A 19,926-nucleotide genomic window follows, 5' to 3' on the forward strand; every position below is an offset into this window, starting at 1 on the left:
TTCAGGCCTCATCGTTTGCAAGTCGTGCGGAGAGCGTGACCGGTGCCCGGATCACCTTCGAGAGTGGACAGGTTGCCTTCGCTGTCTCGGCAAGCCGCAAGAACGTCGGCGCATCCACTACAGGCACACTGGCCTCGATGTCGAGGTGAACTGCCGTGATGCTGAACTGCCCATTGCTCTGTTCAAGGGTCACGTCGGCTTTTGTCGTCAGGCGTTCGGCGGTCAGTCCCGCCTCGCCGAGAACCAAAGACAAGGCCATTGTGAAGCAGCCCGCATGAGCGGCACCGAGAAGTTCTTCCGGATTGGTACCGGATTCACCCTCGAAGCGGGTGCGGAAACCATAATACTTATCGATGAGTGCGCCACTTTCCGTGGAAATTGCGCCTTTCCCCTCGCGAAGGGTCCCGCTCCAACGGGCGGAAGCATGTCGGGTGATTTTCATTTCAGTCTCCGATCAGCCGCTCAGGCGGCGAGAAATGGATGAATTGCAGGGCGTCGGAATGCCGGCGCCCTGTCAGACGACTTTCAATTGTAGGTGAAGGCTAGGATCGCGCCCGGCTGCGACAGTTCCTGAACGACGTTGCCGTCGGCGCTTCGCACAATGCCGGCCGTATCAGTGCTCACGTAAATGGTGCGGGTGTCGCCGCTGATCGCCAGATCGCGGTAGCGGTTTTCCGATTGAAAGAGCTGGGCTACGTCTCCGCGCGTGTGCAGCCCGTCCTTGGTCAAGGGGAACACGTAAAGGGAGCCATTCTTGAGGCTGGTGGCGACAAGAGAATTCCGCAGCCTCGGGATGGCGCCATCGGCGGGATAGTAGTCAACGCTCGGCGGAGCGATGGTGGGCCAACAGATAAAGGCCAATCCATCACAGGCGGCATCGTCGAAATTATACCCGTTGGGCACGGTCCACAGAGTTTTCAGCGGCTCACGGTAGTCGGGGTGCGACCAGCTGGTCTCGCTCGTCTGGGGTACTGCCTCCGGAATCTCGAAATCGCTGAAGGTCAGGCTGGAGCAGTCTGGGGCCGCGGACCAGTTGCCATAGACATAGGCCAAGTCGTCCTGGAAGCCGGAGACGTGCGGCCACCCGTAGTTGCCCCCGGCCACTATCAGGTTGATTTCGTCGTCGCTCTTGGGGCCCTGCTCTGCTTCATACAGTCCCCCAGGCCCGAAGACGATGGCTTGTGGATTGCGATGGCCATAGCTGAAGATGTGGCTGCGAACACCGTCGATTGTGGGATTGTCGTCCGGGATCGAACCATCAGAATTCACCCTGAGTATCTTACCCGAATAGGACGACCAGTCGGCGGCAGACACCTGGGCTTCAGTGGGCAGGACCTGCGAGTTGATCGGTAGGCAGAAGTTGCCGAACTGGTTGGCGCCCTGTTCGCCGGTCGTATAGTAGAGCTTCCCGTCCGGACCGAATTGCAGGCGTCCAGCATTATGATCATTGCCGGCAGGAATCCCCGACATCAAATCGAGCGGCTCGACAAGTGTCCCGGCTGCCTCGTCGTAGGTGAGCCGCACCAGCTTGGCGCGTCGGTCGAGAGCCGTTTCGCCCTCTGCGGGGTCCGCGTCGTATGTGTAGACGACATAGGCAAAGTCATTCCCGCTGCCGTCGAGAAATTGAGGGTGCAGAGCCAGCCCCAGTAGCCCTTCATGCTGAGGGCCGACCAGGACTTCGTCGATGGTGACCAATGTCGATTTCTCGCCCGAATCGGGATCTATCCGGGTAACCCGCTTTCCGGCGCGCTCAGTGACCCAGAGATGTTCGTCGGGGCCAAGTGTGACCTCCCAGGGGAACTCCAGACCCGTCGCCACCACCGCAGCACTGAAATCCAGGCCCACAGGGAATGACGCTTCCTCCGCCAAAACGGGCGACGCCACCATCGCGCAGGAAGCGAAAAGGATTGATTTTCTCAGCATGTCGGATCCTCTAGCTGCTGCCGGACAGTCCCGGCGCAGAAAAGGTATCGATCACCCAACCCAAGATATTGAATGATTATGCCATGTAAGAACGTGAGCAATTAATAATCGCTAGAAACAATTCAGGCGTAAATATTTGCGAAGCCGAAATCCTAATGATAGGAATTCTGTTATGATATACATTTACTTTAATCTCGGAAATTGAAGCATGCCGGAATGGAGCGTTTGCAGCGAGAGTTGAGACGACTGCACTTACGAGGTTGTCAGCCGCCTACCGAACGGCAATAGCTCCAGATCTAGAACAGCCGGAACGCCGCAATGTTGATTTCAGCCGGGCACCCGAGCTGTTGAGGACCCAATCAGCTCGTCAAGTGACGCCTGAGCGCGGCGCGACCACGCAACTGCGCCCTGCCGTTGCGCCAACTTCAGAGCATTGCCGACACCGTCAATCATTTCCCGCCGATCCCGTAGCTTGAGTGCACTGGCCCTCAGCACTTCCGGACCGTTCCAGCCAACAATCTGTCTTTCGACGCGATCAACGGCTGCCTGCCCCACAAGATTCTGGTGCAAGGTAGGAAGCAGATCGACAACCTTCGCCGGATAATCGAGCGCGGGCATCGGTTGTTCGATGCCGTGGCGTTTGAGATTCAGTGCGGCACTGAATGCTGCAAGCCAGTCTTCCCAGAAGGTCAGACCGGCTCGGGAAGCGACCTCGGCCATCCGCGACATGGATCTTTCGGCATAGTCGAGCTCATCGATCCAAAAGCCCAGCGGTACGCCCGCCATGCCAAGGGTCTGGCAGACCGCACTGGGGTTGGCGCCCGCATAGTAGAGGGCCTCTTCCACCAAAATGCGCGCCTCTTCGTTCTCGCCCCTCAGAAAGGCGATCCGCGACAGCACGATCCGCATGGAGACGCGGTGGCTGGTTTGCGTAAGAGGCAGGAATTCGAAAGGTGCAGCAAGAACCGTGCGGGCAAGCTGTTCAGCGTAATCATGCCGGCCAAGAAAGTGCTCCGCCTGTGCCCTCATGCGCATGCCCGCCAATTTGACTTCCGGCGCTCTGTCGGCGTTGGCGACTTCCTCCATGCGCAAGGCAGCCCTGAGCGTTTCGGGATAGTCGCCCGATGTAATGGCGGCTCCGAACTGGGCAGTAATGCCGTCGGGAATGGCCGCTCCCGTCTCGCCTTCCAGGGCGCGCCAGCGCTGGGCTACCGAACTGAACGGGGCAATGTCCCCGGAGATGTTCGATATCAGCATGGCCCGTGCATAGCCCAGCTTCAGGGCATCCAATTCCGATTCCGCGCGGCCAGAGGGCGAATGGGCGAGAGCCGTCTCGATGTGCTTGAGATACTCCGAGGTGAGTGGGAACTGCTGGCCGAACGGCAGGGACCGCAGGGTCAACCGAACACCGAGATCCGGGTCTCCCGACGGAGAAAAGGCCCAATCCAGCGCAGCTCTCGTGTCCCCCATGATCCCGGCATAGCGTCCCAGCCAGTCCGTCCAGCCCATGGTCAGCATGTCGTCTGCTGCGCCTTCGAGAAGGTCGCAGCAATGGCGCGCATGTCGACTGCGGACCGCGTCCTCGCTGCCCGATTGCGCCAGGCGTTCCAGCGCATGGGCCTTGGTTGTCTCCAGCAGGCGGTAGTGGACGACCTCGCCAGAGATATCGACCTGAATCAGTGACTTGCGCGCCAATGTCGCGATGCAGCGAAGGACGTCGTCGTCTCGCAACCCATCGCCGCTGGCAACTGCGGTGGCGCTCGCCAGGGTGAACCGCGTCTGGAACACGGAAAAGCGATCCAGCACGCGCCGGGCATCTTCGTCCAGGGCCGCATAGCTCCATTCCAGCGTCGCCGCGAGGCTTCGATGTCGCGGGCTCGCGGTTCGGCGTCCCTCCAGTTGGGAAAGCAGGGTAATGTCCAACTGACTGGCCAGGTCGTGGATCCCCACCACGTCAATCCAGCCGGCAGCAAGCTCAATTGCCAGCGGAATTCCGTCCAGACGGCGGCAAATATCGGCGACGATACCGGCCTCGCCTTCGGTCAATTGGAGAGCCGGTGCGCTTGCCGTGGCACGTTCTATGAAAAGTTCCACCGCCGGATAGAGGGCCGCTTCGCCGATGCTGCGCGGCGTCTCATCGGGATAGGTCAGCCCTGCAAGTCTATAGAGCGTTTCGCCGCTGGCCCGCAGGGTTTCCCGGCTGGTGGCAAGAACGTGGACCTCAGGCGCGCCGGCCAGCAGCGCCTCGACCAGCTCGGTCACAAAATCGATGAGGTGCTCGCAATTATCGAGCACGATCAGCATTTCCCCCCCTTGCACCGTAGCGGCAAGCTGTTGCGGGTTGGTCGCGCCGGATGAGGTGACGCCGAGTACGGCCGAGATCCAGCGGACCGCCGATTCGACGTTGTTGATCGGCAAAAGGTCGATGAATCTCACCCCGTCCCGAAAATTTTCGGCATGGCGTTCTGCCCAGGCGATGGCCAGCGTGCTTTTGCCAATGCCGCCCGGGCCTGCAATCGTCACGAGGCGGGACCTCTGCATCGCCGCTGAAAGGGAACGGACCGCATCCTCGCGCCCGAGCATGCGCACGATCTGGGCCGGCAGGGCATGGGGAGGAGCAAGCGCCTTGGCCGGCCTCGCATCCATGGAACGCCGCTCCGTTCGCCCGACAAACCGATACCCGCGTCCATGTTCATTGATGATGTAGCGGGCGCCCGACTGTCCGTCTCCAAGGGCCTTGCGCAGGGCACTCATGTGCACGCGCAGGCTCGACTCGTCGATATTGATCTCGTTCCAGGCACTCAGCAGCAAATCCTGGTGCGTCACCAGCTCCCCTGCACGCCTCACGAGGGCGATCAGCAGGTCGAGGGCACGCGCGCCAAGACGCAGTTCCACGTCCCGGTCGCGAAGGGTACGTGCTTCAAGATCGAGGATGAATGGACCGAACTGCACTACGACTGGCAATGAATCAATCAACCGATGTCCCAACACTTCGAGAGGCCATGGGCGACCAGATTAGTGGGCGATCGGTCCCGATGCGTGCAAAACGATGTTAAGGCCACGCCATCGCAGGCCCGCTTAACAACTCTTAACGCCGAGGCCGGCGCCGACGCGGTTAGATTGCGAACCTGGGATTTAGACGACAGGGAGCAGAAACATGTCGGTGATGGTCGGTCTGGGCAATCCTGAACAATCCAATACGGACGCAGTGGAACGCGGGACTGTAGCACAGAGGATGGATCGGCTGCCTCTGACCTGGCTCCATCTGGGCATCGTGGGCATGGCAGCACTGGGATTTGCTTTCGACTTGATGGAAGTTGCCTTGGGCAACGTCCTGTCTGCCGTGTTCAGCACTGCACCCTATTCCGTTGAACCCATCCAGCTCTCTTGGTTGCTTTCCGCCATGTATATCGGCGCCATACCCGGCGCGCTGCTTTCGGGATGGCTCGCCGACCGCTTTGGGCGCAGGGGCGTGCTGATCTCGATCCTTCTGGTGCTCAGCGCGACGTCTATGGCCGCGGCCGCTAGCCCCGACATCAACAGCCTCATCTTCTGGCGCGTACTCTCGGGCTTGGCCCTGGGAGCTTATCCGCCGCTAATGATGGCGTTTCTCGCCGACCTGATGCCGCCGGGCAAACGTGGCATGCTCATCACCATGACGGCCGGCATTGCAGGCCTGGGTCCCGTGGCGATGATATTCCTGGTGCGCGCGCTGACCGAGAGCCAACCCTTCGGCATAGAGGCGTGGCGGTGGGCGTTCGTGCTGGGTGGGGCTGGCTCACTGCTGACCGCCATCGGCTATGGGCTGTTGCCTGAGTCGCCGAGATGGCTATCGGCGCGCGGACGCACCCTCGAGGCCAATCGCGCCGTGGCTCGCTTTGAGCGGTCAACGCATGTCATCGCCGATTCCCCGACAAATCGGCCGGTCTCCAGAGAACCTTCGCAGAGCTCTTTCCATTTGGGCGGTTCGAGGCCGCAATTGAAACGGTTCGGCCTAGTGGCTGCCATCTATTTCTTGACCCCCTGGGCGACCGTGGCGTTCCCACTTCTGATGGGTGCGGTTCTGATTGAAAAGGGGTTCGCCCTTTCCGACAGCCTGCTCTATGTCGGCGTCTCGATGTTCGGCCCCGCTGTTGGCACAATCATAGGCGCCTTCTTCGTCGACCGCTTCGAACGCCGTTTCGCCCTGATTGGCTTCGCGCTCGGCATGATCGCCGCCACAGCCGTGTTCGCCGCAAGCTTTGATCCGATCTGGCTGGTGGCGTCAGGAGTGGCGGTTCAGCTCCTGGCGATGCTCTATCTGCCCACGATGACAACTTACGCGGCGGAACTGTTTCCAACCTCATGGCGGGCCCGAACCTCCACCGCCGCGTGGTCCGTTAATCGTGTCGCATCGGCGCTGGCCCCCCTCGTCCTGCTGCCTCTGATGAAGACACACGGCGTCTGGCCCATGTTTGCGGTCATGATCGCAAGTCTGATCATCGGGATCTTGCTCGTCGCAGTGGCACCCAATGGACGAGCAGGCCAGGCCGTGGAGTGATCCGGTGCTCACCGCTGCTCCCAAGTTGGGGGCCAGAACATTGAATAGAGTTGACTGTCGGGTGGAAACATCCGGCAGCGGTTTTTCGGGCAGGCATCAGGAACAAGGCCGTCGATGGACAAGGAGCAACAAGGCCATTTAGACGATCTGGAGACAACGGCCCTTGGGGCGCTCGACACACAGTTCGCTTTCGGCCCCTACCAATTTTCTCCGACCCGGCAACTGCTGACCCTAGATGGGCAGCCCGTCCGCCTTGGCAGCCGCGCCCTGGCGATACTTAGCACACTGATCGAGCGGTCGGGCCACCTGGTCAGCAGGGAAGAGCTGATCGCCGGCGCCTGGCCAAACACCCATGTGGAAGAAGGAAACCTGCGCGTCCATATCTCGGCCCTGCGCAAGGCCTTGGGCGATTCCAACGAAACGCCACGCTTCATCGTCAATGTTGCCGGTAGAGGATACCGGTTCATCGCGCCGGTCCAGCGGGTGGAGCCAGAAGAGCGGCCAGCCCCGTTCGAGCCAGCTCCATCCAGCCGCCGCGACGAATTGCCAAGTCTCATCGCTAGCGTCTACGGCCGTAGCGACGACATCGACGCCCTCACTGTCATACTCAAAACGGCCCGACAGATTTCCCTGGTGGGCACTGGTGGTATCGGCAAGACCACGGTCGCACTGGAATTGGCCCATCGCGTGAAGCATCTGTTTGACGATGGTGCCTTCTTCGTCGACCTGGCGGCCGTCTCGGACCCGGCAGTGGTTCCCTTCGCTATCGCATCTGCCATCCACGTCGCTATCGATACGGAGCAACCGGTTGAAAGCTTGGCCTCCAAGTTGCGTGCTAACCATGCCCTGCTGATCCTGGACAATTGTGAACACCTCATCGACGCGGCGGCCCAGACCACGGAAAACCTGCTCAAGGGGAGCCCGCGCCTTCACATCATTGCCACCAGTCATGAACCACTCCGGATACAGGGGGAGCGTGTCTATCGCCTCGCGCCATTCGAATTGCCCAGCGGCGTCGAAGATCTCACCCTGCGCGAGGCCCTGGCCTATCCGGCCATTCAGCTTTTCGTGGAGCATATGCTGGCGGCCGACGATGCGGGACTGATCGGTGACGCCGACGTCCCGTTTATCGTGGAAATCGGCAGAAGACTGGATGGGCTTGCTCTCGCCATCGAAATAGCTGCCTCCCGGGCCGGCGCTTTTGGTATCGCCGAGCTGGCGTCTCGTCTGGATGACCGGCTCGGCATTCTCACCGCCGGACGGCGCACGGCGGCCAACCGGCACCAGACACTGCGCAACATGCTGGACTGGAGTCATGACAATCTTGGAGACGTCGACCGCATCGTCCTCCGCCGCCTGGCCGTGTTTGCCGGGGAGTTCACCTTCCGGGCAGCTGGTCTTGTGGCTGGCGACGAGCACCTGACCCCGACCCGGGTCCTCGAGGGGGTGTCGAGCCTGGTTCGCAAGTCGCTGCTCATGCAAACCAGTCGCGCCGGCGCAGCGAGCTTTCGAATGCTGGATAGCGCCCGGATCTATGCGCTGGAGAAACTGGGGCTCGCGGGGGAAGTCCGTCGGGTGCGGGCGCTGCATGTCCACTACCTCTGCGACATCCTGCGCGAGGCCGAAAGCTCATGGCCCGTCACCCCCGCGCAAACCTGGACGTCGACCTACAGCCGCTACATCGATGACATAAGAACGGCACTCACCTGGTCATTCGGTCCGACAGGCGACACTGCAGGCGGGGTGCTCTTGACCAGCCTTGCGCTCCCGCTCGCCATGCAACTGGGACTGCACGATGAGTTCGGCGAGAGGATGGTCACGGCCATCGAGCGGGCAAAGGAACTCCCGAGCCCTCTGGTGGTTCCTGAGCTCCGCCTCCATGTGGCGAAAAATCACCTTACCTACAATGTGGGCCAGTCACTCGACGACACTTTCAGGCGCGCCATAGAACTGGCCGAACTCACGGGCAAGGACCGTCACCGCATAGAGCCGCTTGTAACGCTTGGCTCAACCCATATCAGCCTGGGCCAATATGAGTCGTCCGCAGCCATTGGCGGACGTGCCTTGGCTATGGCCGAGCGCAGCGGCGATGAGTTCGCGGTGCTGTCGGTCAGCCGCGCCATGGCGCAGGCCGCACACTATAGCGGTCAGCACGAACGCGCCCTCGATTTGGCTAAGGCCGTCCTGCGCCACCGGGTCGTGAATATTCCCTACACTTACGGCTTCATGCATACCGACCGGCGGATCACCATGCGTTGGGTCCTGGTTCGCTCATTGTGGATGACGGGGCATGCAGACAGCGCTGTGCGTGTTGCGGAAGAAGGCATCACTATCGCGGACGAAGCAGGCCCGGTGGCCTTGGCGCAATTGCTCGGCATGGCGGTCATCCCAATGTATCTTTGGCGCGGAGACCACAGGATAGCGCGAAATTTGGTCGGGAGGCTTCTTGAGCACTCCGAACGCTACTCGTTCAAGCATTGGAAGGCGTGGTGCACGCTGTTCGAGAATGCCCTCGATTGGCATGATGGTCTTGGTCCCGTGGCGCCCGCGATGGGCACGCTGCAGGCCCAGACCCTGAGCACCGTGGTGGGCCTTGCCGTCGAGCCTCCTCCCGTGACGTCGATCGCCGATTGGGCCGCCCCGGAGCTCCTGCGACTGCATGGTCTGCGGCTGGTCGAGAATGGTGACCTTGAAGGCGGCGAAGATCAGATGGCCAGGGCCGTCCAGATTTCGCAGTCGCACGGCGCTGTCGCCTGGGAGCTGCGCGCCGTGACCAGTCTTGCGCGACTTTGGCAGGATCGCCGCCGCGAAGACGCGGTCAGCAGGCTAAGCGATGTTCTTGGCCGGATGCCCGAAGGACACGACACGGCCGATGTCGTAGCGGCTCAGCAATTACTGGGACAGATCACGTAGTTGAGGCCTGGAGCTGAAGCAGTTCACTCGTGTCGTGACTGCAGAAAATTTGCACTTGGGGCGCATGGCCCTGATGGAGCTCTTTGAGGCGCGCAAGGTTGGCTCGCGCAGCAGGCGGATCGGCCATCATGATCCGTTCGTACACCGCCAACCCCGGCGGCATGCGCTGGTCTGCTGTCAGCTCGCTGCGATGCAGGTACGCGTCACCGGCGTCGAGGAGCCACCCGGCCGCCGTTGCGACTGCCACGCCGGCATGACCCCTGGTATGGCCGCTCAACGGCACGAGAAGCAGATCGGGCGGCAGTCCCTCGAGCTGACGAACCGCATCAAAACCATACCAGCGCTCCCCCAGAGGCGAGTAGGTCCTCCACTCCCGGACGCTGTCCCATTGCCTGGGGCGGTAGCGCTGCCGACCGACCAGGCCCTGGTGGCGCATTTCAGCTGCCGCCTTTTCGACCGCGAGCAGATGCACAACGGCCGCCGGAAAATCTTCCAGGCCACCGGCATGGTCGAAATCGAGATGGGTGAGGACAATGTGACGGACGTCGTTCGCCGAATAGCCCAGCGCCTCGACCTGCCGAATAGCAGTCTGGGCCTCCAGGAGCGCGGGGTTGAGCACGAGCGGCCAGAGATGGCTGAGGCGGCGCCGTCCCCCGCGGCGCACGTCCTGGAGGCCATAGCCGGTGTCGACCAGCACCAGGCTGTCTGCCAGTTCGATCAGCATGCAATGGGTGCAGATATGGGCATACAGCCCCGTGCTGGCGTCGTCGTAGAGGCGCCCTCCGAGAGGATGGTGGGAACCGCAATCGAGGTGATGGATGCGCATCATGGCTCCTGGGTGGCGAGCCGGCGCTGGCCGGCCCGCCACAGCTTTCAGGCGGCGGGACGGGCGATCGAGGTGAGCACGCCACGGGCCGGCCGGGCGTTCTGCAGTGCGAAGTCCAGGGCGGTGTCCGCCACCTCTTCCCAGCCCGGATCCATGCAAGTCCAGTGCGAGCGATCTGCGAAGATCTTGAGCTCGGTCCTCGACGGTGCCCGCTTCTGGCGTTCAAAATTTGCCTTGGTCATGCTCGCGTCAGCGATGAGGTCCTTGCCGCCGCCAATCAGCAGCAAGGGCGCACGATTGGGATTGTCCCATTGCACGGCGCCTGTCTTGGTGAGGATGCCGTCCCAGTAAAGCTTGCCCGGCGTGGGCACGATGTACCGGTCATAAAGGGCATCAGACTGGCCGGACGGGATGGTCTGGGCAAAGCGGGTCGCGAAGAACTTGCGAGACATATGCATCACGCGACCCCAGCTTCCGAACGACCCCAATACAGGAAATGCCGATCTGATCGCATGGGGTCCCAGTGGAACGCCGGTCGTGGGTGCCGGGTCGATCGCGACCCCGGCCACGCCGAGACCGCGATTGAGCAGGCTCTGCACCATGACGCCGCCGGCCGAGTGGCCCATCAGGATCGGCTCTTCAGGCAGCGCGCGCACGGCCTTGTCGAGGTGTTCCAGGATGGCGACGAACCCGACCTTGCGCAGGGCAGGATGCGAATGCTCCCGCAGCGCGGCCGGGTCGCCATCGTCATGGGGCCAATTTGGCGCGACGACCTTGAAGCCCTTTGCCTCGTAATAAGCGATCCATTTTTCCCAGCTCTTCGCGTTGAGCCAGGCGCCATGAATAAGCATGATTGTCTTGGTCATTTTATATCTCCTGCTAGGTGGTTCATCGTGGTTGATCCGGCAAATCCCATAGGCGGCCGAGCCACTCCGAGAAGAGTTGCCGCGCCGCATGGTGCAGTTCAGCCCCATGCCGGTGGGTGGCTTCGCGCAGGGCCCTCGGTGAGATCCCGGCCGCAGCGATTTCGACAGCGTGGCCAATGAGCCAGCTCTCGATCTCATCGGCCGCGATCTCAGCGTGGAATTGCAGCGCGAGGCCATGGGTGCCCAGGGCGAATGCCTGATGGGGACATGCAGCCGTAGACGCCAGGTTCACGGCATCGGGCGGAAGATCGAAGACATCACCATGCCAGTGCAGGACCGGCACGCCCGAGAGGGCACGAAGGGGTGAAGCTGTACCGGCGGACGTGAGGGTCACCTCCTCCCATCCGATTTCCTTGACGCCGCAGGGATAGACCTCGGCGCCGAGGGTTTTCGCCATGAGCTGTGCGCCAAGGCAGATTCCAAGCGTTGGCCGATGCGACGCCAGACGCCTCTCGATGAGGCGCATCTCGTCCGCAAGGAAAGGATATTCCGCGCCCTCGTATGCCCCGATCGGACCTCCCAGAATGACGGCCAGATCGTCATCCGTAGCCTCGGACACAGGCAGATGATCCAGGCCGGCCTCTACGAAGCGCATGCCAAAGCCGGCCTGGCGCAGCAACAGCTCGAGGGTACCGAGATGTTCGAAGTCGACGTGACGGACGACGAGGCAGGATTTCATGTCTGTCGCCTAATCCGCCGGCATGACTTTGCCCGGAAGGCTCAGGTCGCCGGACGCGGTCTTGAAGACGTTGTCGACGCATAGGAGTGGGGCATGGAGATTGGCATTGACCTTGAGACCGGCCGTCACGCCGTCAAAGGAGGCTCCGGCCAGGGTGGAAACGGCAGCCAGCGGCACCCGGATTTCAACCGTGTCGGTAGTGAAATCGAGCGGATAGTCCGGACTGTCGATGAGGATCGGCACTTTCGGCCATGTTGGCGGCGTCTTCACCGTGGTGCCGGCCGGAATGTCCTTGACCGTGAGGCCACCGCCGCAGGCGGCATCCTCCACCAGCACGACCCAATGCGGATGCCAGATGTGACGGTTCGTCCCCCCATAGGCGGCATCGTCAAAGTCAGGATGAAAGGTCACCGCCATGGCGACTATGCCCTGGCCGGCGTCAAACCCGATATCGCCACTGTCGATGGAGGTGGGCCAGACATAGGCGTAGACCTCCGAACCGGCAAATTCGCCCCGGGGATCGGGCTTGCTGTCGCCGGCCTCGCCGCGCACCTTGACGGCGAACACAACCTCATCGCCTTCGGTCGTGACCCGTGTGTCGACGATGTCGAATGACGCATGCACGGCCGGGTCGCTTTCGGTTGCAATCTCGTGAGCCTGGACCTGACCCGCAAGTGCGAGCAGCGGCACCAGACCGAGTAGGCTGGACTTAGTCATTGGAACGATCCTTTCTCGGTATGTGGGTGTTGGGGGTCTGTGGAGCCGACAGATCCTGGTGCGCCGGCGAGCGCGCCGGGGGATCGCTTGCGGGAAAGGACTCGTCCGAACTCTCGTCCACTTCGTCCCAGGCCGGCATATGCGAGGTCATGGCGGCCGGCCCTGCGTCACGGATAAACGTCATCTTGTTGCCCTTGCTCATGGCTGATGCTCCGACATGGAGGCCCCAAGCATCCAGACGCGACGCTCCGCCTGCGCCAGCCAGCCATCGGCGGCACTGACGGTGACAATGTCATCCCGGCTGTCCGCCAGAAGACGCAGCGCTTTGAGCTCCTCAGCAAGCCGCCTATTGGCCCGGCGCAACTCGACCAGCATGTCCTGGGCCGCGAGCGCCGGGGCCCCGTCTCCCGCGGAGTGTGATGCCTGAACGAGGTCCGAGAGCGAGGCTATGGTTGTCGCGCCCAGCGCCCTGACTCGCTCTGCGAGTTCGTCTGCAGTATCGGCAAGTTGCTCGGCTTGTTCGTCGAACAGGCTGTGCAAGCTACGGAAATGGGGGCCACTCACGTGCCAGTGGCAACCCTTGGTGCGAATCTGAAGGGCAAGGACCTGGGCGAGGAGGCCCGTCAGGCAGGTCGGAACCGCATCGTATTCCCGTTGATCTGCCGTCGTGCCAGAGAACATTCGACTCTCCGTAAGGGTTAGGCGAGGTCGGGATGAGCGACCTGGCCGGATGGGGACGTCAGGGCGCTGACTGGGCATCGATCTTGCCGGTGACGAACGTCCAGAGATCGTGATTGACGTGATCCTTCCGGGTGGTGCAGAGGCCATGATCGCCTCCGGGATAGACCGTCAGCGTGCTGCCCTGAACGATTTGGGATGACAGTGCGGCTGAGGCCTGGATGGGGACGATCTGATCGTCATCGCCGTGGAGGATGAGTGTCGGCACGTTGAATCGCTTGAGATCTTCCGACAGGTCGGTCTCCGAGAATGCCTTGATGCAGTAGTGGCATGCCGGCATCCCTGCCATCATTGCCTGACGCCAGAAGGAATCCCGAACGCCTTGGCTGACCTTGGCGCCCGGTCTATTGTACCCGTAGAAGGGCGTGGTCAGGTCCATGAAGAACTGTGACCGGTCGGCCTGTACGCCAGCCCGGATGGCGTCGAATGCCTCGATCGGCAGGCCCAGTGGATTGGCCGCCGTCTTCAACATGAGCGGCGGAACGGCGCCGATCAGGACAGCGCCCGCAACACGCGATGTGCCGTGCCGGCCGATATACCGCGCGACCTCGCCGCCGCCTGTGGAATGACCGACATGGATGGCCCCGGTGATGCCCAGGTGCTGCACCAGCGCGGCAAGGTCATCTGCGTAGGTATCCATGTCATTGCCTTGCAAGGGACGGCTCGACCGGCCATGACCGCGCCGGTCATGGGCAATGACGCGGTATCCTCGCTGGGCAAAGAAGAACATCTGATCTTCGAACGCGTCGGCCGAGAGTGGCCAACCATGGGAAAAGATGATCGGCTGACCCGAACCCCAGTCGTCGAAGAAAATCTCGGTGCCGTCCCTTGTGGTGAAGGTGCTCATTGTCGTCCTCATTGATCTGGGAAGATGCGTGCCGCCGCCGGGCAAGGGAGGAGGGTTGGAGCGGCGGCACGCCAGGGCCGCGAGTGGGGGTCGAGGCTCGCGGAACTATTCGGCAGCAGCCCCCTCTGCTGCGTCCATGATCAGCTGGGCAGTATCCTGGGCATGGGCGATGAAGGCGAGGTGCCCACCGCTGACCGTGACCAGGGTTGCACCGGCACGATTAGCCATCTGCTCTTGCGCTTCGGGCGGAATGACGTGGTCGGCATCGGCCAATTGGTACCACGAGGGCTTGTCTTTCCAGGCGGCGACGGTCAGGGGCGTGCTACCACCATCAACCGAAATCGGCACCTGAGAGTCGCGCATGAACTCTGCGTCCTCGGCCGGAAGGGCATCGGCGAATCCGGGCACGTATGCCGCTTCGTTGAAGAAGGCAAAGCCGTCCTCGGTGAAGTCGAACGGCGGCGGATGGTTGGGATCCTGAGGGATGAGGCCGAATGGGGACTCGCCGACATCGGGAGCGAATGCCTGCACAAAGACCAGGCCCGCGACGTTCTCGTGGTCACCTGCCTCCGTAATCACCGCGCCGCCATAGGAATGACCGACAAGGATGGTAGGACCATCCATCCGGTCCAGGACACGGTCAGTCGCCATCACGTCGTCCTCGAGGGACGTCAGCGGGTTCTGAACCATGCGGACATTGTAACCCTCCTCCTTCAGGATCTCGTAGATCGGCCGCCAGCCCGAGCCATCAGCCCAGGCGCCATGCACCATAACCACGTTCTTGATTTCCTGGGCGAAAGCACCGGAAGCGCCGACAAGCAAAAGCGGCACAGATGCTGCCATGAGCAGCGCGAATTTACTTATCGAATACATTTAGGCGTCTCCTTGCATGGGCGCCGAGTCCATCTCGGCTGCAGCAAGGATTGTCCATCGGCTGTGCCATCACCAGTTAATCGCTGAGAAGTATCGCAAACGGCCGCAAGCGCCTTCGCCATTTTTAACATAAGTTTACAGGGCCGGACGGATGCGTGGGGCTAAGCTCGATCGAGGCTTGGCTGGCGGGAGAAGGCAATGGCTTTGACTGCTGCGGACGTTCAGACTGAAATGGCCATGCTTTGGTGCACGACATTCACCGAGGCAGACTATCCTCGATGTCGCCAGATTGCCTTTGACATGGTTGAGCAGGCCCTACGCGAGGGACTCGATGAGCCCCTGTTTGCCTACAAGTCCATTGCTCAATCGCTGCATTTTCTCGGTGACCACGCCGGGGCCGGCCACATGGCCGAAAAGGTTCGCGCCCAGGCCACCGGCTTGATCGAGTGCACCGCCGTCCACCCCTATATTTCCATGGGAATTATTCTGGCACGGATTGCCGCCATCCGTGGCGAGCACAGCGAAGCTGCAGATATAGCCCGGGACGTCCTTGACCGCTCGCGGCGCGACAATCCGGTCGCCATTTGCCAGTCGCTGGCACTCGCCTGCTTGCCGTCCGCTATTTGGGCCGAAAACGAAGGAGCGGCCAGGGGCTATGTCATTGACCTGATTGAGGAGGCAGAGATCGACCAACTCAACTATTGGCGAGTGTGGGGCCAGCGCGTATCGCAGGCCATTGATCTGCGATTCAATTCACGCACGACCGCGGATGGAATTACCGAGATAGAGGGTGTCGACGCGCTGCTTGCAGACCACCTCGCCACGATCGACGGCCGCGCGATCTCACAACTGGCCCTGCGGCGGGTGCTGAACCGAATGGTTGGCTGGTCAGCTCCAGAGGTCATTCGCAACCAGGCCGCTATTGCAATCTGGTATGACCCGTTGGACGCCCGCCGCCAACTGGATGAGGCCCGCAGGCTAGCGGTTGAGCAGAACGCAGGGACCTGGCTGGCCCGCATCGATGAGACCGAATCCGCTCTGGCAGCTTCCTTCCGGCCCAAGGATCGCGGCAGCCCACCGCGCGGAGGCTAGAATGGCCATAGACACGCCCCATGGCGATCCTGAACCGGCGGAAGTTTTCAACGATCAGGTATTCCACTTTGGCGACTTCCGCCTCGATGTTGCGCGTCACTTGCTTTTCAGGGGCGATCAGCATCTGAGGTTAGGCAGCCGGGCAATGTCTATCCTGGTCTTCCTTCTGGAGCGCCCTGGCGAGTTGGTGACGAAGGAGCACCTGGTGCGCGTGGCTTGGCCGGAAACGTTTGTTGAGGATATCAATCTCCGGGTCCATATGTCCGCCCTGAGGCGCGCACTGGGTGACCGCTCCAGCAACCCTCGCTACATTGCCAACGTCGTTGGTCGCGGTTACCGCTTCATCGCTCCGGTTAATGCGTCTCCGTCTCGATCGAGGGCCGATGCGCAGCCCCACCGCCCTTCGCGACCCAGGCAGTTCATCGGCAAATCCAATGCGCTGATCGGTCGGGATGCGGCTCTGGAGGCGATCACAACGCTCGCAGAATCCCATCGACTAGTGACGTTGACCGGGCCCCCTGGTGTCGGCAAGACCGCTCTTGCAAGCGTCGCGGCAGGACGGTTGGCCCAGCGCCTTGAGGTCGGCGCAGTGCAGATCGACCTTTGCGGGCAGCTTGCAGATGATCAGATAGCCGGCAGGCTCTTCGAAGGTCTCGAATTGCCGCAGGGTTTGCCGCTCGCTCAGCTCGGAGCGCATATCGGTACGACCGGAATGCTGGTTATCCTCGACGGCTGCGAAGCCGGGATCGAAGCGGCCGCCCGAGTTGCCGAAACCCTCATGGTGACCTGTCCCGGCATTCGCGTGCTTGCCACCAGCCGCGAAGCGCTCCGCGCGAGCAATGAGCGCGTGTACCACGTCGCCCCGCTGGATCTGCCGACGGACGAGACCCGAACACTAGGGGATGTCATGCGTTGTCCATCAACGAGGATGCTCGTTGAGCGCGTGCAGGCCGGTGGCATTCCCACCGGCTTCTCCGACCGAGACGTGCCGCGCCTCATCGCAATCTGCCGCAAGCTAGGCGGCTTTCCTGTGGCCATCGAAATGGCGGCATCCAGCATACAGGTTTTTGGTCTCAAGGAAGTTGATGCGCGCCTTGTGGCTGGCGTTGACTTTCTCGTTGATGATCGTCGCAGCAGCACTGGCGGCAGGCGCGCGTTCCGAGAGGTTATTGAACAGGATATTGACGGTTTGCAGCCGCAGGAATGCCGGCTCCTTGAGGCGTTGTCGGTCTTTGCCGGCGCATTCAGTCTGCGCGAAGCCACCAAGCTGGCGCAAGCACAACCGGCAAGGCACACCGTCATAGCGCTTCTCGGGGCACTTGTGGCCAAATCCCAGCTCCTCCTTGCGCGAACGGGCGGCAAGGTGGCTTATCGAATGCCCATGCCGTTTCGCGCCGTGGCCTATGAACGCCTTAGAGGCTCCCCCGCTTGGCCGCGCATCGCGAGCGAACATGCCCAAATCGTTCTGGATCAGCTGCGCGAGGCTCTCGCGCATTGGCGCGGGATTTCACGGTCGGGCTGGTTGGAGCGGCATTCTGAACTCGCTTTGGAACTCTCGGGTGCCCTTGCCTGGTGCCTGAGCGAAGGCGGCGACCTGCGATTGGGAGCCCAGTTGATCACCGAAGGCCTTCCAGTGCTTCTGCGCGCGTGCCGATGCGAAGACGCAATACGGTTTGCCCGTCTCGCACTGGACGTTCCGGGCGCAATGACACCGAAGCAGCGCATGTCCCTTCTTCTGCACCTCGCAAGGTCGGAACAAAATCCTGAAGGGCTGTTCGCGACCGACGCGCGCCGCCACCTGCTCGAATCCGGCGCGCTGCGCAGACAGATCGCCACCCCGCAAGCCACGGCTGAATGGGCGCTGGCAGCCGCGACAGTTTCCCTGCGATCCGGACGTCTCGAGCGGGCACGAAAGCTGGCCAAGGTCGCTGCCGACTTGACGAGCGGGCCCGATGTGGCAGACCTGATCTACACCGCCCAGCGACTTCTTGCCGAAGTTCATCACTACCAGGGCGACCAACGAGGTTCCATGCTGCACGCGCAACGCGCGCTAGCGCGGTATGCCCCTGGGGCCGAACAGGCGACACCAATGCTGGCTTCCCCGTCTTCGGGGGCCCTGCGTATCGTGGCGGCTAAGCAGCTCTGGCTCAGGGGGAAGGCAAACCAGGCACGCGCAGTCATGTTCGAAGCGCTCACCTTCGCCGCAGAAGACGGGCCGGAGGCGCTGTGCGAGGCTTTGGCACTGGGCGCCTGCCCGCTCCTATTGTGGTGTGGCGATGATGAGCGCGCAGCGTTGCATATCGGGCGTCTGGAGCGGGAGGCCGAGTTTTCCGCGCTGACACACTGGCTGTCCTGGGCCAGCCTTTATCGAAAGGTCATTGCGCATATCAGCATGCGCGAGGGGCGACGCAGCGAGGGGAGCGTCGCTTTCCTGCCCACTAGTCTGCTGCAGGCGGAAACCTGGGTCACCTTGACCAGCTCCACACGGGGAGCAAGCTTGCCGCTGCACCTGACGTCAGGCTGGTGTCGCGCCGAAATCTTGAGGGCTGAGGCCCTCACACGCCTGAACAATGGACAGGATGATGAAGCAGTCGCGCAACTTCGTTTGGCGCTCTCCCATGCCAACGAGCAGGGTGAACTTGCCTGGGAACTGCGTGCAGCGATGAGCCTGGCCCGCTTCTGGCGTCATGAGCGCAGCAAAGAGGCGTACGATCTCCTCCGTGGCCTGTTCGACCGCTTCGAGGAAGGCCACGACACGTCTGACCTTTTGGCGGCCAAGGTTCTCCTGAAGCAGCTCAGAGCCGATTGATGCCGTCACGGTCAGCTGCAATCGTTGCAACTTTGGGCCTCGCTGCGCTATTTTGGGATGTCGGGCTTGTTTCGAGCTGAAGTGAACGCGATGACGCTGCCAGCGAGCTGGATACCTCCCGAAGGCGCAATCTATCACCAATCAGGATTTTATACTCAGACCGTGGTTCATGGCGACCTGTCTGTCGGTCGCGTCATTCAGCCGCGCCGCAGGCTGACTCGTGACCAAAGCCACACCACCGACACCTTTGGCATAACGGACGCCGTCCTTTGCATCGTCCATCTGCGCCACATGAATCCGGGCCACACATTCTGGGACGGCCACCATTTGCCGACGTCCGAAATGTTCGAAGGCAGCATTCATCTTCATGACCAACGCTACAGTTGGACTTCGGAGCTCTTCGACGCATTCGACTCCGTCCACTTCAGCTTCCCACAGCGCTTGTTGCGTCAGGTGCTGATGGAAGATGACATAGACTCCCATGTTGAGATCACCGCCGCCACCTATGACCCCGAGCGGCGAGACCACACCATGCTCAATCTGGCGCGGGCCCTGCTGCCCGCCTTGGCGCGGCCAACCGAGATCAGCCGTCTCTTCGCCGACCACGTCATATCCGCCGCTGCCACGCACATTGCCGGCGCCTATGGATCGATTCACCTCAAGGGCCGTCGTCCCCACGTGTTGACACAATGGCAGGCCAACCGGGTCACCGAATATGTCACGGCAAATCTGGCGTGTGACATCAGCATAAATGACCTCGCCGCCATTTGCCGGCTGTCACCGGGGCACTTTGCCCATGCCTTCTCAACGACAATGGGGATGCCGCCCCATCGATATGTGCTGGGAAGGCGGATCGCCCGATCGCTCGAAATGATGGTCCTCACGGAGCTTTCGCTCAGTGAAATTGCCTTGGGTTGTGGTTTCGCCGATCAAAGCCACTACAGTCGGGTCTTTCGAAGCCGGATCGGCGTCAGCCCGGGCAAATGGAGACGAATACAAAAAGGTTGATGCTCATGCCTTTTTTCCGCAAGTTCAGACAATAG

General features: G+C 61.7%; 16 protein-coding genes. 5 read left to right on the forward strand and 11 right to left on the reverse strand.

Annotated features, from left to right (window positions below):
* Nucleotide 1 precedes the first annotated feature (1 nt).
* The 3 genes from NIM87_RS02330 to NIM87_RS02340 form a co-directional block, all read right to left on the reverse strand.
* Nucleotides 2-442: an OsmC family protein gene (locus NIM87_RS02330; RefSeq protein WP_254673013.1), complete on the reverse strand. Its 441-nt coding sequence runs from the start codon at nucleotides 440-442 to the stop codon at nucleotides 2-4.
* Between the two features lie 83 nt (nucleotides 443-525).
* Complete coding sequence (locus tag NIM87_RS02335) at nucleotides 526-1,923, reverse strand: glucose/sorbosone family PQQ-dependent dehydrogenase (protein ID WP_254673014.1); 1,398 nt, start codon at nucleotides 1,921-1,923, stop codon at nucleotides 526-528.
* A gap of 327 nt (nucleotides 1,924-2,250) precedes the next feature.
* Nucleotides 2,251-4,887, reverse strand: a complete 2,637-nt coding sequence (locus NIM87_RS02340) for an ATP-binding protein (RefSeq protein WP_254673015.1) — start codon at nucleotides 4,885-4,887, stop codon at nucleotides 2,251-2,253.
* A gap of 193 nt (nucleotides 4,888-5,080) precedes the next feature.
* On the opposite strand from NIM87_RS02340, the gene NIM87_RS02345 reads away from it, so the two are divergent.
* The gene (locus tag NIM87_RS02345; protein WP_254673016.1) at nucleotides 5,081-6,463 is read left to right on the forward strand and encodes an MFS transporter; all 1,383 of its coding nucleotides are present in this window, start codon (nucleotides 5,081-5,083) and stop codon (nucleotides 6,461-6,463) included.
* Between the two features lie 114 nt (nucleotides 6,464-6,577).
* Nucleotides 6,578-9,376, forward strand: coding sequence for an ATP-binding protein (locus NIM87_RS02350; RefSeq protein ID WP_254673017.1), 2,799 nt, complete (start codon nucleotides 6,578-6,580; stop codon nucleotides 9,374-9,376).
* Here the strand turns inward: NIM87_RS02350 and NIM87_RS02355 are convergent.
* The 8 genes from NIM87_RS02355 to NIM87_RS02390 form a co-directional block, all read right to left on the reverse strand.
* Nucleotides 9,369-10,205, reverse strand: a complete 837-nt coding sequence (locus NIM87_RS02355; RefSeq protein ID WP_254673018.1) for an MBL fold metallo-hydrolase — start codon at nucleotides 10,203-10,205, stop codon at nucleotides 9,369-9,371. The two genes, NIM87_RS02350 and NIM87_RS02355, sit on opposite strands and share 8 nt — an antisense overlap.
* 44 nt (nucleotides 10,206-10,249) lie before the next feature.
* Entirely contained in the window at nucleotides 10,250-11,068 is an 819-nt protein-coding gene (locus NIM87_RS02360; protein WP_254673019.1) for an alpha/beta hydrolase, read from the reverse strand.
* Nucleotides 11,069-11,090: 22 nt separating this feature from the next.
* Nucleotides 11,091-11,807 (reverse strand): glutamine amidotransferase, encoded by a 717-nt coding sequence (locus tag NIM87_RS02365; RefSeq protein ID WP_254673020.1) that lies wholly within the window; start codon nucleotides 11,805-11,807, stop codon nucleotides 11,091-11,093.
* Between the two features lie 9 nt (nucleotides 11,808-11,816).
* Nucleotides 11,817-12,524, reverse strand: a complete 708-nt coding sequence (locus tag NIM87_RS02370) for a hypothetical protein (protein WP_254673021.1) — start codon at nucleotides 12,522-12,524, stop codon at nucleotides 11,817-11,819.
* Nucleotides 12,517-12,726 carry a hypothetical protein gene (locus tag NIM87_RS02375; protein ID WP_254673022.1) on the reverse strand — a complete coding sequence of 70 codons (210 nt, stop codon included), beginning with the start codon at nucleotides 12,724-12,726 and terminating at the stop codon, nucleotides 12,517-12,519. Before NIM87_RS02375 ends, NIM87_RS02370 begins: the two co-directional genes overlap by 8 nt.
* The gene (locus NIM87_RS02380; protein WP_254673023.1) at nucleotides 12,723-13,205 is read right to left on the reverse strand and encodes a Dps family protein; all 483 of its coding nucleotides are present in this window, start codon (nucleotides 13,203-13,205) and stop codon (nucleotides 12,723-12,725) included. Before NIM87_RS02380 ends, NIM87_RS02375 begins: the two co-directional genes overlap by 4 nt.
* A gap of 58 nt (nucleotides 13,206-13,263) precedes the next feature.
* Nucleotides 13,264-14,109, reverse strand: coding sequence for an alpha/beta fold hydrolase (locus NIM87_RS02385; RefSeq protein ID WP_254673024.1), 846 nt, complete (start codon nucleotides 14,107-14,109; stop codon nucleotides 13,264-13,266).
* Nucleotides 14,110-14,214: 105 nt separating this feature from the next.
* Nucleotides 14,215-14,982 (reverse strand): alpha/beta hydrolase, encoded by a 768-nt coding sequence (locus tag NIM87_RS02390; RefSeq protein ID WP_254673025.1) that lies wholly within the window; start codon nucleotides 14,980-14,982, stop codon nucleotides 14,215-14,217.
* A 198-nt stretch (nucleotides 14,983-15,180) separates the two neighbouring features.
* On the opposite strand from NIM87_RS02390, the gene NIM87_RS02395 reads away from it, so the two are divergent.
* The 3 genes from NIM87_RS02395 to NIM87_RS02405 all read left to right on the forward strand — a co-directional run bounded on the left by NIM87_RS02395 (nucleotide 15,181) and on the right by NIM87_RS02405 (nucleotide 19,891).
* Complete coding sequence (locus NIM87_RS02395) at nucleotides 15,181-16,074, forward strand: hypothetical protein (protein WP_254673026.1); 894 nt, start codon at nucleotides 15,181-15,183, stop codon at nucleotides 16,072-16,074.
* A gap of 1 nt (nucleotide 16,075) precedes the next feature.
* The gene (locus tag NIM87_RS02400) at nucleotides 16,076-18,883 is read left to right on the forward strand and encodes an ATP-binding protein (protein WP_254673027.1); all 2,808 of its coding nucleotides are present in this window, start codon (nucleotides 16,076-16,078) and stop codon (nucleotides 18,881-18,883) included.
* Nucleotides 18,884-18,949: 66 nt separating this feature from the next.
* Entirely contained in the window at nucleotides 18,950-19,891 is a 942-nt protein-coding gene (locus tag NIM87_RS02405; RefSeq protein WP_254673028.1) for a helix-turn-helix transcriptional regulator, read from the forward strand.
* Nucleotides 19,892-19,926: the final 35 nt, after the last annotated feature.

Origin of the sequence: Devosia ureilytica (assembly GCF_024273195.1) — a bacterium.
Classification (GTDB): domain Bacteria; phylum Pseudomonadota; class Alphaproteobacteria; order Rhizobiales; family Devosiaceae; genus Devosia; species Devosia ureilytica.

Coding starts and splice junctions, on each gene's coding strand:
- NIM87_RS02355 (WP_254673018.1), bottom strand. CDS start 10,205: ATGATGCGCATCCATCACCTCGATTGCGGTTCCCACCATCCTCTCGGA.
- NIM87_RS02390 (WP_254673025.1), bottom strand. CDS start 14,982: ATGTATTCGATAAGTAAATTCGCGCTGCTCATGGCAGCATCTGTGCCG.
- NIM87_RS02345 (WP_254673016.1), top strand. CDS start 5,081: ATGTCGGTGATGGTCGGTCTGGGCAATCCTGAACAATCCAATACGGAC.
- NIM87_RS02375 (WP_254673022.1), bottom strand. CDS start 12,726: ATGAGCAAGGGCAACAAGATGACGTTTATCCGTGACGCAGGGCCGGCC.
- NIM87_RS02380 (WP_254673023.1), bottom strand. CDS start 13,205: ATGTTCTCTGGCACGACGGCAGATCAACGGGAATACGATGCGGTTCCG.
- NIM87_RS02370 (WP_254673021.1), bottom strand. CDS start 12,524: ATGACTAAGTCCAGCCTACTCGGTCTGGTGCCGCTGCTCGCACTTGCG.
- NIM87_RS02350 (WP_254673017.1), top strand. CDS start 6,578: ATGGACAAGGAGCAACAAGGCCATTTAGACGATCTGGAGACAACGGCC.
- NIM87_RS02330 (WP_254673013.1), bottom strand. CDS start 442: ATGAAAATCACCCGACATGCTTCCGCCCGTTGGAGCGGGACCCTTCGC.
- NIM87_RS02395 (WP_254673026.1), top strand. CDS start 15,181: ATGGCTTTGACTGCTGCGGACGTTCAGACTGAAATGGCCATGCTTTGG.
- NIM87_RS02385 (WP_254673024.1), bottom strand. CDS start 14,109: ATGAGCACCTTCACCACAAGGGACGGCACCGAGATTTTCTTCGACGAC.
- NIM87_RS02400 (WP_254673027.1), top strand. CDS start 16,076: ATGGCCATAGACACGCCCCATGGCGATCCTGAACCGGCGGAAGTTTTC.
- NIM87_RS02365 (WP_254673020.1), bottom strand. CDS start 11,807: ATGAAATCCTGCCTCGTCGTCCGTCACGTCGACTTCGAACATCTCGGT.
- NIM87_RS02335 (WP_254673014.1), bottom strand. CDS start 1,923: ATGCTGAGAAAATCAATCCTTTTCGCTTCCTGCGCGATGGTGGCGTCG.
- NIM87_RS02360 (WP_254673019.1), bottom strand. CDS start 11,068: ATGACCAAGACAATCATGCTTATTCATGGCGCCTGGCTCAACGCGAAG.